Source organism: Delftia sp. WSY_22, from assembly GCF_043104185.1.
Classification (GTDB): domain Bacteria; phylum Pseudomonadota; class Gammaproteobacteria; order Burkholderiales; family Burkholderiaceae_C; genus Comamonas; species Comamonas tsuruhatensis.
Genome location: NZ_JBICKN010000007.1, coordinates 392,136 through 404,867, shown reverse-complemented (window position 1 = coordinate 404,867; position 12,732 = coordinate 392,136). Strand labels below are relative to the sequence as shown.

The 12,732-nt window shown below is 67.0% G+C and carries 11 protein-coding genes; 9 read left to right on the top strand and 2 right to left on the bottom strand.

The window, feature by feature from the left end:
• Positions 1-8: 8 nt before the first annotated feature.
• The 8 genes from ACF8NF_RS06905 to ACF8NF_RS06870 all read left to right on the top strand — a co-directional run bounded on the left by ACF8NF_RS06905 (position 9) and on the right by ACF8NF_RS06870 (position 10,003).
• Positions 9-1,946, top strand: coding sequence for a long-chain fatty acid--CoA ligase (locus tag ACF8NF_RS06905; protein ID WP_017405426.1), 1,938 nt, complete (start codon positions 9-11; stop codon positions 1,944-1,946).
• Between the two features lie 14 nt (positions 1,947-1,960).
• Positions 1,961-2,746 (top strand): ABC transporter ATP-binding protein, encoded by a 786-nt coding sequence (locus ACF8NF_RS06900; protein ID WP_012203089.1) that lies wholly within the window; start codon positions 1,961-1,963, stop codon positions 2,744-2,746.
• A 10-nt stretch (positions 2,747-2,756) separates the two neighbouring features.
• Positions 2,757-3,686 carry a branched-chain amino acid ABC transporter permease gene (locus tag ACF8NF_RS06895; protein WP_016446594.1) on the top strand — a complete coding sequence of 310 codons (930 nt, stop codon included), beginning with the start codon at positions 2,757-2,759 and terminating at the stop codon, positions 3,684-3,686.
• Between the two features lie 20 nt (positions 3,687-3,706).
• Positions 3,707-4,771 (top strand): branched-chain amino acid ABC transporter permease, encoded by a 1,065-nt coding sequence (locus ACF8NF_RS06890; RefSeq protein ID WP_016446595.1) that lies wholly within the window; start codon positions 3,707-3,709, stop codon positions 4,769-4,771.
• A gap of 230 nt (positions 4,772-5,001) precedes the next feature.
• The gene (locus ACF8NF_RS06885; RefSeq protein ID WP_016446596.1) at positions 5,002-6,318 is read left to right on the top strand and encodes an ABC transporter substrate-binding protein; all 1,317 of its coding nucleotides are present in this window, start codon (positions 5,002-5,004) and stop codon (positions 6,316-6,318) included.
• Positions 6,319-6,491: 173 nt separating this feature from the next.
• Complete coding sequence (locus ACF8NF_RS06880; RefSeq protein WP_312840064.1) at positions 6,492-7,325, top strand: ABC transporter ATP-binding protein; 834 nt, start codon at positions 6,492-6,494, stop codon at positions 7,323-7,325.
• A gap of 198 nt (positions 7,326-7,523) precedes the next feature.
• Complete coding sequence (locus ACF8NF_RS06875; RefSeq protein ID WP_016446598.1) at positions 7,524-8,771, top strand: phenylacetate--CoA ligase family protein; 1,248 nt, start codon at positions 7,524-7,526, stop codon at positions 8,769-8,771.
• Positions 8,772-9,013: 242 nt separating this feature from the next.
• Positions 9,014-10,003: a tripartite tricarboxylate transporter substrate-binding protein gene (locus ACF8NF_RS06870; protein WP_016446599.1), complete on the top strand. Its 990-nt coding sequence runs from the start codon at positions 9,014-9,016 to the stop codon at positions 10,001-10,003.
• 109 nt (positions 10,004-10,112) lie between these two features.
• Here the strand turns inward: ACF8NF_RS06870 and ACF8NF_RS06865 are convergent, their stop codons facing one another.
• On the bottom strand, positions 10,113-10,628 hold the full coding sequence (locus tag ACF8NF_RS06865; RefSeq protein ID WP_016446600.1) for a hypothetical protein: 516 nt from the start codon (positions 10,626-10,628) through the stop codon (positions 10,113-10,115).
• A 64-nt stretch (positions 10,629-10,692) separates the two neighbouring features.
• Entirely contained in the window at positions 10,693-11,577 is an 885-nt protein-coding gene (locus tag ACF8NF_RS06860; protein WP_392450314.1) for a LysR family transcriptional regulator, read from the bottom strand.
• A 151-nt stretch (positions 11,578-11,728) separates the two neighbouring features.
• On the opposite strand from ACF8NF_RS06860, the gene ACF8NF_RS06855 reads away from it, so the two are divergent.
• Positions 11,729-12,712 (top strand): aldo/keto reductase, encoded by a 984-nt coding sequence (locus ACF8NF_RS06855; RefSeq protein WP_047472828.1) that lies wholly within the window; start codon positions 11,729-11,731, stop codon positions 12,710-12,712.
• Positions 12,713-12,732: the final 20 nt, after the last annotated feature.

The window sequence follows — 12,732 nt, the reverse complement described above, 5'->3', positions numbered from 1 at the left end:
GACATGGAATGACGACCACGTTCCCGCACCTGCTGCTCCAGCATGCTGCCCAGCGCCCACAGGCACCGGCGCTGCGCGAGAAGGAATACGGCATCTGGCAGACCTGGAGCTGGAGCGAGGCCGCGCAGACCGTGCGCCACATGGCCTGCGGCCTGGCGGCGCTGGGCCTGGCACGCGGCCAGAATCTGGCCTTCATCAGCGACAACCGGCCCCATGTCTACATGGGCTTCCTGGCCGTGCAGGCGCTGGGCGCCGTGCCGATCCCGCTGTACCAGGACGCGGTGGCGGCCGAGATGCGCTTCGTCATCGAGGATGCCGAGATCGACTTCGCCTTCGCCGAGAACCAGGAGCAGGTGGACAAGCTGCTGGAGGTGCGCGAGAGCGTCCGCGGCCTGGGCCACATCATCTATGACGACCCGCGCGGCCTGCGCCACTACGACCAGCCGGGGCTGATCAGCACCGAGGCGCTGCTGCAAAAGGGCAAGGAATGGGAGGCCGCCCACCCGGGCGCCTGGGATGCCATGCTGGCGGCGCTGTCGCCCGACGACGTGTCCGTCATCCTCTACACCTCGGGCACGACGGGCAAGCCCAAGGGCGTGTGCCAGACCCACCGCAGCTTTGGCGAGTCGGCACGCGGCGGTGTGCAGGTGGACCGCCTGGGCCCTGGCGACAACGTGATCTCCTACCTGCCTCCGGCCTGGGTGGGCGACCACCTGTTTTCCTTCGCGCAGTGGCTGGTGGCGGGCTTCACCATCAACTGCCCGGAGTCGGCCTCGACCGTGTCCATCGACCTGCGCGAGATCGGCCCCAGCTACTACTTCGCGCCGCCGCGCATCTTCGAGGGCATGCTGACTTCGGTGTCCATCCGCATGGAGGATGCCGCGCCGTTCAAGCAGTGGATGTACGGCCGCGCCATGGCCGTGGCGCGGCGCGTGGGATCGGACATCCTGGACGGCAAGAAGGTGGGCGCGCTGGACCGCCTGAAGTACGCGCTGGGCGACCTGTGCATCTACGGCCCGCTGCGCAATGCCATGGGCCTGTCGCGCATCCGCGTGGCCTATACGGCAGGTGCGGCCATCGGGCCCGAGCTGTTCCGCTTCTTCCGCTCCATCGGCATCAATCTCAAGCAGCTCTACGGCCAGACCGAGACCTGCGCCTATGTGTGCATACAGCGCGACGGGCAGGTGGAACTGAGCAGCGTGGGCCAGGCCGCACCGGGCATCGAGCTGAAGATCGCCGACAACGGCGAGGTGCTGCTCAAGGGCGTGTCCGTGCTCAAGGAGTACTACAAGCGCCCCGATGCCACGGCCGAAGTGGTGGATGCTGACGGCTGGTTCCATACGGGCGATGCCGGCGTGATCGACGCCAGCGGCCAGCTGCGCATCATCGACCGCGCCAAGGACGTGGGCAAGACCAGCCGGGGCGCCATGTTCGCGCCCAACTACATCGAGAACAAGCTCAAGTTCTTCCCACAGATCAAGGAGGCGGTGTGCTTCGGCCACGGCCGCGACCAGGTCTGCGCCTTCATCAACATCGACTACGAGGCCGTGGGCAACTGGGCCGAGCGCCAGGGCCTGCCCTATGGCGGCTATGTGGACCTGGCCTCGAAGGCCAAGGTGCTGGAGATGGTGGCCGACTGCGTGGCCCAGGTGAACGCCGACCTGGCCGCCGAAGCCGGCATGGCCGACACGCAGGTGGCGCGCTTCCTGGTGCTGCACAAGGAGCTGGACCCCGACGACGACGAGCTGACCCGCACGCGCAAGGTGCGCCGCGGCTTCATTGCCGACAAGTACGGCGTGCTGGTCGATGCGCTGTACACGGGCAAGCGTGAGCAGTTCATCGAGACCCAGGTCAAGTTCGAGGACGGCCGCACCGGCAGCGTCAGCGCCACGCTGTCCATCATCGATGCCAAAACCCATTCGGTGGCTGCCACCGCCAGGGCCTGACCGGAGCCGCTGACATGACCCACAAGAAGATCGGCGATGTCATCCTCGACATCAAGAACATCAGCCTGCGCTTCGGCGGGGTGAAGGCGCTGACGGACATCTCGTTCGATGTGCGCGAGCACGAGATCCGCTCCATCATCGGCCCCAACGGCGCAGGCAAGAGTTCGATGCTCAACTGCATCAACGGCGTGTACACCCCGTCCGAGGGATCGATCACCTTCCGGGGCAAGACCTTCAGCCACATGAACAGCCGCCAGGTGGCCGAGATGGGCGTGGCGCGCACGTTCCAGAACCTGGCGCTGTTCAAGGGCATGAGCGTGATCGACAACATCATGACCGGCCGCAACCTGCAGATCAAAAGCGGCATCCTGATGCAGGCCCTGCGCCTGGGCCCGGCCCAGCGCGAGGAGATCCGCCACCGCGAGTTCGTCGAGCACATCATCGACTTCCTGGAGATCCAGGCCTACCGCAAGACCCCCGTGGGCCAGCTGCCCTACGGCCTGCAAAAGCGCGTGGACCTGGGCCGCGCCCTGGCCATGCAGCCGCAGGTGCTGCTGCTGGACGAGCCCATGGCCGGCATGAACGTGGAGGAAAAGCAGGACATGTGCCGCTTCATCCTCGATGTGAACGACGAGTTCGGCTCCACCATCGTGCTGATCGAGCACGACATGGGCGTGGTCATGGACATCAGCGACCGCGTCGTGGTGCTGGACTACGGCAAGAAGATCGGCGACGGCGCACCCGACGAGGTGCGCCAGAACGAAGACGTGATCCGCGCTTACCTTGGCACAGGCCATTGAGGGGACTGACATGGGATTTTTTCTGGAAACCTTGTTCGGCGGCCTCATGGTAGGCACGCTGTACGCGCTGATCGCCATCGGCTTCGTGCTGATCTTCAAGGCCTCGGGCGTGTTCAACTTCGCCCAGGGCGCGATGGTGCTGTTCTCGGCCCTGGCCATGGCGCGCTTTTCCGAGTGGATCCCGAAGTGGATCGGCATGGAGCCGGGCTGGTTCACCAACCTGCTGGCCATCTGCGTGTCGCTGGCCATCATGGTGGTCGTGGCCTGGGTGATCGAGCGGCTGGCGCTGCGCCACCTGGTCAACCAGGAGCCCATCACGCTCTTGATGGCCACGCTGGGCATCGCCTACCTGCTCGACGGACTGGGCCCGATGATCTTCGGCAGCGCCGTCTACAGCATCAACGTGGGCATGCCCAAGGACCCCATGTTCATCCTCGACGGCCTGTTCGAGGGCGGCGTGCTGCTGAGCCAGGAAGACCTGTATGCGGCCTGCATCGCCGCGCTGCTGGTGGCCGCGCTCAGCGTGTTCTTCCAGAAGACCAAGACCGGCCGCGCGCTGCGCGCCGTGGCCGACGACCACCAGGCGGCGCAGTCCATCGGCATCCCGCTGTCGCGCATCTGGGTCATCGTCTGGTCGGTGGCCGGCGGCGTGGCCCTGGTAGTGGGCATCATCTGGGGCTCCAAGCTGGGCGTGCAGTACTCGCTGTCGCTGGTGGCCCTGAAGGCCCTGCCCGTGGTGATCCTGGGCGGCCTGACCTCGCTGCCCGGCGCCATCATCGGCGGCCTGATCATCGGCGTGGGCGAGAAGCTCTCCGAGGTCTACCTGGGCCCCATGGTCGGCGGCGGCATCGAGACCTGGTTCGCCTACGGCCTGGCCCTGTGCTTCCTGCTCGTGCGGCCCCAGGGGCTGTTCGGCGACAAAATCATTGATCGCGTTTGACCGTTACGGAGAACCTGCACATGTTTTATCGTGAGAACGGTCAATTCAAGACGACCTACGCATCCGACCAGCAGATCTTCGGCGTCGCCCAGGACCGCTGGGCCATCGTGGCGCTGCTGGCCGTCGCCTTCCTGGTGATTCCCTTCAGCGTCAGCGACTACACCTTCCAGGCCGTGCTGATCCCCTTCCTGATCATGTCGCTGGCGGCGCTGGGGCTGAACATCCTGGTCGGCTACTGCGGCCAGATCTCTCTGGGAACGGGCGCCTTCATGGCCGTGGGCGCCTACGCGGCCTACAACCTGCAGGTGCGTTTCGAGGGCATGCCGCTGCTGGTGGCCCTGATCGGTGGCGGCGTGCTGGCCATGGTCTTCGGCGTGATCTTCGGCCTGCCCAGCCTGCGCATCCGCGGCCTGTACCTGGCCGTGGCCACGCTGGCCGCCCAGTTCTTCGTGGACTGGCTGACCAGCCGCGCCGCCTGGGTGACGAACAACTCCTCTTCGGGCTCGGTGAGCGCGGGCCCGCTGTCCATCATGGGCTGGAAGATCGACACGCCCATGGAGAAGTACCTGCTGTGCCTGGGCATCCTGTGCCTGCTGGGCCTGGCGGCCAAGAACCTGGTGCGCGGCGCCATCGGCCGCGAATGGATGGCCATGCGCGACATGGACGTGGCCGCCAGCGTGATCGGCATCCGCCCGACCTACGCCAAGCTCAGCGCCTTTGCCGTGAGCAGCTTCATCGTCGGCGTGGCCGGCGCGCTGTGGGGCTTCGTACACCTGGGTGCCTGGGAGCCTGCGGCCTTCAGTCTGGACCGCTCGCTGCAGCTGCTGTTCATGATCATCATCGGCGGCCTGGGTTCGGTGGTCGGCAGCATCTTCGGCGCGGCCTTCTTCGTGCTGCTGCCGCTGCTGCTCACCCAGGTGCCTCACTGGCTGGGCCTGCCGCTGTCCACGGCCACGGCGACCTACCTGGAGCACATGATCTTCGGTGCGCTGATCGTGTTCTTCCTGATCGTGGAGCCGCACGGACTCGCGAAGCTGTGGGCCACAGCCCGCCAGAAGCTTCGCGTCTGGCCCTTCCCGCATTGATATGACACCCCCTGAGTCGCTTCGCGCCTTCCCCCTCTCTACTCGCTACGCGAGGGAGGGGGACGACACCCTCGGTGCGGGGCGGCCCTTCCTCGGTGTCCCTGACCTGGGGCTCGCCAGTTCCACAGATGGCGCCAGGAAACATGGAATGTTTGATTCTGATCGAGACAGGGCGCCACAGAGTGCCGGATAACCGGGGAATCTTCCCCAGCCAACTAGGAGACAACGTCATGATGTTCAAGAAAGTCGCCATCGCCGCCGCCACCGTCGCAGCCGGAATCGGCGGCCTCGTGGCCGCCCCCGCCGTCCAGGCCCAGGACCAGTTCGTGCCGCTGCTGGTCTACCGCACGGGCCAGTTCGCTCCGCTGGGCATTCCATGGGCCGATGGCAAGCAGGACTACATCAAGCTGGTCAACGCCAAGGGCGGCATCAATGGCGTGAAGATCGCCTACGAGGAATGCGAGACGGCCTACGACACGGCCAAGGGCGTGGAGTGCTATGAGCGCCTGAAGGGCAAGGGCGGCGGCGCGGCGGGCTTCGATCCGCAGTCCACCGGCATCACGTTCGCCGTGACGGACAAGGCGCCCGGCGACAAGATGCCCATCATCACCACGGGCTACGGCCTGTCGCAGTCGGCCGACGGCAAGGTCTTCGAGTGGAACTTCCCGCTGCTGGGCAACTACTGGACGGCGGCCGACTCCATCATCCAGGACATCCTCAAGAAGGAAAAGGGCAGCCTCAAGGGCAAGAAGATCGCCCTGGTCTACCACGACTCGCCCTATGGCAAGGAACCCATTCCGCTGCTGCAAAAGCGCGCCGCCAAGGAAGGCTTCGACCTGACGCTGCTGCCCGTGACGGCGCCCGGCGTGGAGCAGAAGTCCACCTGGCTGCAGATCCGCCAGCAGCGCCCCGACTACGTGCTGCTGTGGTCGGCCGGCGTGATGACGCCCACGGCCGTGCGCGAGGCGCAGGCCACCGGCTACCCGCGCGAGAAGATGTACTCCATCTGGTGGGCCGGCTCGGACCATGACGTGAAGGACATCGGCGCCGGCGCCAAGGGCTACAACACCGTGACCATCCACAACACGGCCGAGCACGACAAGGTGCACGACGAGGTCAAGGCCATGGTCTACGACAAGGGCCAGGGCACGGCCACCGACGCCAAGGAACTGGGCGCCATGGCCCATACGCGCGGCATGGTGATCTCCATGCTGCAGGTGGAGGCCATCCGCACGGCACAGGAAAAATACGGCAAGGGCAAGGTCATGACCTCCGAGCAGGTGCGCTGGGGCCTGGAGAACCTGAACCTCACGCAGGAGCGCCTCAACGAGCTGGGCTTCGGCAAGATCATCCGCCCCGTCAAGACCAGCTGCGACAACCACCTGGGCACCGACTGGTCGCGCATCGCCCAGTGGGATGGCGCCAAGTGGAAGGTGGTCTCCGACTGGTACCAGGCCGACAAGTCCATGGTCGAACCGCTGGTCAAGGAGTACGCGGACAAGTACGCCAAGGAAAAGAACGTAAAAGCTAGAACTTGCACCCCCTGAGGCGCTTGCGCGCCTTCGCCCTCTCTACCCGCTTCGCGGGGGAGGGGGACGACACCCTCGGTGCGGGGCGGCCCTTCCTCGGTGTCCCTGAGTTGGGGCATGCCCCGCGCAGAGATGCTTCGAGAGTTGCGGCCCCGCACTCCGCTTTCGTATCAACGCCCATGGACGACGCCATGACCACCGCACCCACCTCCGCCCTGGCCGCCAGCGATCCGCTGCTCGTGGTCAATGGCATCGAAGTCATCTACAACCATGTGATCCTGGTGCTCAAGGGCGTTTCGCTCCAGGTGCCGCGCGAGAGCATCGTGGCCATCCTGGGCGGCAACGGCGCGGGCAAGACCACGACGCTGCGCGCCATCTCCAACCTGCTCAAGGGCGAGCGCGGCGAGGTGACCAAGGGCACGATCGAGCTGGAGGGCGAGCGCATCGAAAGCCTCACGCCCTCCGAGCTGGTGCAGCGCGGCGTGGTCCAGGTCATGGAGGGGCGGCACTGCTTCGCCCACCTGACCATCGAGGAAAACCTTATGACCGGCAGCTACACGCGCACCGACAAGGGCGAGATCGCGGCCAACCTCGAGAAGGTCTACAACTACTTTCCGCGCCTGAAGACGCGCCGCACCTCGCAGGCCGCCTACACCTCGGGCGGCGAGCAGCAGATGTGCGCCATCGGCCGCGCGCTGATGGCCAACCCGCGCATGGTGCTGCTGGACGAACCCTCGATGGGCCTGGCCCCGCAGATCGTCGAGGAGGTGTTCAACATCGTCCGCGACCTCAACAGCAAGGAAAAGGTCACCTTCCTGCTGGCCGAGCAGAACACCAACATGGCGCTCAAGTACTCGGACTACGGCTACATCATGGAAAGCGGCCGCATCGTCATGGACGGCGCGGCCTCGGACCTGGCCAGCAACGAGGACGTCAAGGAGTTCTACCTGGGCGTGGGCGGCGGCGAGCGGAAAAGCTTCAAGGACGTGAAAAGCTACAAGCGCAGAAAACGTTGGCTTGCATGAATACCCCCTGAGTCGCTTCGCGCCTTCCCCCTCTCGCGTCGCGGGGGGGACGACACCCTCGGTGCGGGGCGGCCCTTCCTCGGTGTCTCTCGCCTGGGGCCGCGCCGGTTTCGCAGGCAACGGCGTTGCTGAATTTCTGGAATAAACCACTATCACTGGCCGGACTCCATCTGCCCTTTTCCACATACAGGACTAGCCATGAGTGCCTTCTACGACGCGCTGGAGACGCGCACCCCTGACGAACGCGAAGCAGCGCTGCTGGCCGCCCTGCCCCGGCAGATCGCCCATGCGCAGCAACAGTCGGCTGCCTTCGCCCGGATCCTGGACGGCGTCGACGCCGCGCAGATCACCAGCCGCGAGGCCCTGGCCCGCCTGCCGGTGACGCGCAAGTACGAGCTGCTGCAGCGCCAGGCCGAGCAGCGGCCCGCGCAGATCTTCGGCGGCTTCAACGCCATCGGCCTGGGCCAGCCCATGCCGCGCCTGTTCTGCAGCCCCGGCCCCATCTACGAGCCCGAGAGCCGCCGCCCCGACTACTGGCGCATGGCGCGCGCGCTGCATGCCTCGGGCTTTCGGCCCGGCGAGCTGGTGCACAACTGCTTCAGCTACCACTTCGTGCCCGCGGGCTCGATGATGGAAAGCGGCGCCCATGCGCTGGGCTGCACGGTGTTCGCAGGCGGCACGGGCCAGACCGAGCAGCAGGTGCAGGCCATGGCCGACCTGCGGCCCGCAGGCTACGTGGGCACGCCCAGCTTCCTCAAGATCATTGTGGAAAAGTCCGTGGAGATGGGCCTGCCCATCCCGTCCGTGACCAAGGCCATGGTCTCGGGAGAGGCCTTTCCGCCCTCGCTGCGCGACTGGCTGGCCGAGCGCGGCATCGCGGGCTACCAGTGCTACGCCACGGCCGACCTGGGCCTGATCGCCTACGAGACCGAAGCGCGCGAAGGCCTGGTGCTGGACGAGCAGGTCATCGTCGAGATCGTGCGCCCCGGCACGGGCGACCCCGTGGCGCCCGGCGAGGTGGGCGAACTGGTGATCACCACCTTCAACCCCGACTACCCGCTGATCCGCTTCGGCACGGGCGACCTCTCTGCCGTGCTGCCCGGCCAGTGCCCCACGGGCCGCACCAACGCACGCATCAAGGGCTGGATGGGACGCGCCGACCAGACCACCAAGGTGCGCGGCATGTTCGTGCACCCGGGCCAGATTGCCGACGTCGTGCGCCGCTTTCCGCAGGTGGGGCGCGCAAGGCTGGTGGTCACGGGCGAGATGGCCAATGACCAGATGCAGCTGCTGGTCGAAACCCGCGAGACCTCGCCGGGCCTGGCCCAGCAGCTGTCCGACGCGGTGCGCGAAGTGACCAAGCTGCGCGGCGACGTGCAGATGGTGCTGCCGGGCACGCTGCCCAATGACGGCAAGGTGATCGAAGACGCGAGGTCGTACAAGTAGCCACCGAGGCGCGGGGGACGGTGGCCGCGCCGCCGCGCAGCCGGCGCAATCCCTGAAAACATGACGCCTGTCAAGCCTCCAAGGGTTTGCACTAGATCAATGGCAAGGGAATCTGCTGCGGCGCAATAGAAACAATTCTTAAAATTCGTCTCCTCGTGCATTCGGTTTCTTTTGCGTGTTTGCCCTTTAGGGCGAAAACGCATCGCCCCCTATCATTTGCACGCCATTCACCTGGAGACACTATGAAAGCATTGTTCAAGATCGCAGCCATCGCCCTGGCAGCCGGCGCAGCCATTGGCGCTCATGCGCAGGACTATCCTGCCGCAGGCAAGACGATCACCCTCATCGTGCCGTTCACCGCAGGCGGCCCGACCGACAAGGTGGCCCGCGATCTGGCCGAGTCCATGCGCAAGCATCTGAACAATGCCACCATCGTGGTGGACAACGCCGACGGCGCCGGCAGCACCATCGGCACGGCCAAGGCTGCACGTGCCCGCCCTGACGGCTACACGCTGCTGATCAACCACATCGGCATGTCCACGATCCCGTCGCTGTACCGCAAGCTGTCGTTCAACGTGCTCAACGACTTCGAGTACGCCGGCATCATCAACGACGTGCCCATGACCCTGATCGGCCGCCCCAGCCTGCCGGCCAAGAACTTCGCCGAGGTCAAGGACTGGATCGGCAAGAACCAGGGCAAGGTCAACCTGGCCAATGCCGGCATCGGTTCCGCCTCCCACCTGTGCGGCCTGATGCTGCAGGCGGCCATGAAGACCGAAATGACGCCCGTGCCCTACAAGGGCGCCGCGCCGGCCATCGCCGACCTGATCGGCAACCAGGTCGACCTGCTGTGCGACCAGACCACCAACACCACGGGCCAGATCACGGCCAAGAAGGTCCAGGCCTATGCCGTGACCACGCCCAAGCGCCTGGTCATGCCCGCATTGAAGGACCTGCCGACGCTGGCCGAAGTGGGCGTGCCCGACTTCCAGGTCACCATCTGGCACGGCCTGTACGCGCCCAAGGGCACGCCGGCCGACGTCGTCAAGAAGGTCAACGAGGCCATGAAGGCCGCCCTCAAGGACCCCGAGTTCATCAAGCGCCAGGAAGCCCTGGGCGCCGTGATCGCCAGCGACGGCCGCATCGAACCCGAAGGCCACAAGAAGTTCGTCCAGGCCGAGATCGAGAAGTGGGGCAAGGTCATCAAGGCAGCCGGCACCTACGCCGACTGATCCCGAGGACCACCACCGCGACGGATCGCCCAGTTGCAACCACGATCAAGCCCGGCTTCGGCCGGGCTTTTTCGTTGGCGGGGACGGCGCGACAGCGGCGATGCAGGGTTCAGGGCGCCGGCCCGCGCAGCGCCATCACGGCCTGCCAGCTGCCGCCGCGCTGGCTTGCGTTGTAGAGGTTGCTCTGCGTGTTGCCGGGACCTTCGTAGTAGCTGCCGCGCATCAGGCATTGCGATCCCGAGGCCGTGCAGTGCACAAGCTCGACGCCGAACATCAGCGCCGGCCGGCCGCTGGCCCGGTCCAGCACCTGCTCGCCGCCCTTGCCCACGTCGCAGGCCGAAGCCGGCCGCACCTGGCTCTGGCCGCTGAGCAGGGCCAGCGTGCCGGCATCGGGGTCCAGCAGCGCCCAGCCCCGGCCGTTGCCTATGCAGTAGGCCGCCGCCTTGGGGCCGAGGTTGGAGGCGTTGTCCAGAAACAGCAGCGAATACACGGCCGCCGCCGCTCCCGGGGGCGCCTGCGGGCCGGTGGGCGCCTTGGGCCTGTCGGCGCAGGCGGCCAGCGCCAGCGTGGCGGCCAGCGCGCCCAGCCAGGGCAGGAATCGGGAGGAATGACGGAGGCGGTGCATGGAAGTCCTTTCTTTCTCGCAATCTGCGTGCGTGTTTAACACGGCGCGCGGCCCCTGCTGCGGCTCAGGCCGGGCCTTCGAGTTCGGCATGCCGCCGCTCGAACAGTTCAATGAGGTGGTCCGCCACGGCCCGCACCCGCCGCGACTGGGCAAGGTCGGCATGCATGGCAAGCCAGATCGGCTGGTCGGCGCCCAGCTGCGGCTCCACGCAGACCAGCCCCGCCTGCCGCGCCAGGAAATGCGGCAGCACGGCCAGGCCCAGGCCCGCCTGGGCCGCGGCCAGCTGCGCGGACAGGGTGTTGGTCTCCAGCCGGCAGGGACGCCCGCGCAGGGCGCGCGCCATCCAGCGTGCGGCGGGCAGGTGGGCATGGCTGTCGTCCCAGCCGATGAAGGCGTCGCCTTCGAAGGGGTCCGGGCCGCTTCGGCCAGCGCGGCCAGCAACATGGCCGGCCGATCCGTACAAGCCGAAACCCAGCGTTCCCAGGCGCCGGATCGTGACGTGGCCGGCCTCGGGCTGGGTCAGGCGCACGGCCAGGTCGGCATCGCGCCGGTGCAGGTTCAGCGTCTGCACGCCGCTGACCAGCTGCACGCGCAGCCCCGGATGGCGCGCGAACAACTGCGCCAGCGAGGGCACGATCAGCGGGTTGGCCAGGTTCTCCGCCGTGGCCAGCCGCACCACGCCCGCCACCTGTGCCTGGCTTTGCGCGGCATCGCCCAGGGCCTGGGCCGCCTGCTCCAGCGTCTCGGCCGGGGCCAGCAGCGCCTGGCCGTCGGCCGTGAGCCGATAGCCGCTCTGGTGGCGGCTGAACAGCGGCATGGCCAGCGCGGACTCCAGCCGGTCCAGCCGGCGCGAGACCGTGGCCACGCCCAGCCCCAGCGCGGCCGAGGCGCCGCTCAGGCTGCCAGCGCGGGCAATGGCCAGGAAGATGCGGGCGTCGTCCCACTGCAATGAAGTGCTCCTTGGTTTTCCTGGAAAGCCCTTGCGGAGAGCCTTTGCGGAAATGTTTTCCGGAAATGGAAGATCGAAGCGCGATTTTCTCAGTAGGCAAGCCCACCCCGGAAAACCATACTGGCCCCTTGTTTCAGCAAGAGGATATGCAATGCAACAACGCACACTTGGCCACGATCTGCAGGTATCCGCCCTGGGCCTGGGCTGCATGGGCATGAGCGAGTTCTATGGCCCGCGCGACGACGCCCTGGCGCTGCAGGCGCTGGACCATGCCGTGGAGGCCGGCATCGACTTCCTGGACACGGCCGATGTCTACGGGCCGCACCACAACGAGGAGCTGATCGGCCGCTTCCTGGCATCGCGCCGCCCGCGCGTGAAGATCGCCACCAAGTTCGGCATCGTGCGCAAGGCCGGGGAGTACCGGCGCAGCATCGACAACAGCGCGCAGTACGCGCGGCAAAGCTGCGAGGACTCGCTGCGGCGCCTGGGCGTGGAGCGCATCGACCTGTACTACGTGCACCGCGTCGATGCCACGCGGCCCATCGAAGAGACCATGCAAGGCCTGGCGGGCCTGGTGCAGGAAGGCAAGATCGCCCGCATCGGCCTGTGCGAGGTCAGCGCAGCCACGCTGCGCCGCGCCCATGCCGTGCACCCGGTGGCGGCGGTGCAGACCGAGTATTCGCTGTGGACGCGCGAGGTGGAGGACGAGGTGCTGCCCGCCTGCCGCGAGCTGGGCGTGGGGCTGGTGGCCTATTCGCCGCTGGGGCGCGGCTTTCTCACGGGACGCTTTCATGGCGGCACGGCCTTCGAGCAGGGCGATTTCCGCGCCAGCCTGCCGCGCTTTCAGCCCGGCAACATCGACACCAACCAGGCCCTGGTGGGTGCCGTATCGGCCCTGGCGCAGCGCAAGGGCAGCACGCCTGCGCAGATCGCCCTGGCCTGGCTGCTGGCCCAGGGGCCGGACGTGGTGCCCATTCCGGGCACCCGGCGCATCGCCCATCTGCAGGACAACCTGGGCGCGCTGTCCGTGGCACTGACGCCCGGCGAGCTGGACGAGCTGCGGCGCGCCAGCGACGAACTGCCCGTGGCCGGGCAGCGCTATACGGAGGAAGGCATGAAGGGCATCAACGCCTGACGGGCCAGCGGGGGCCTCCG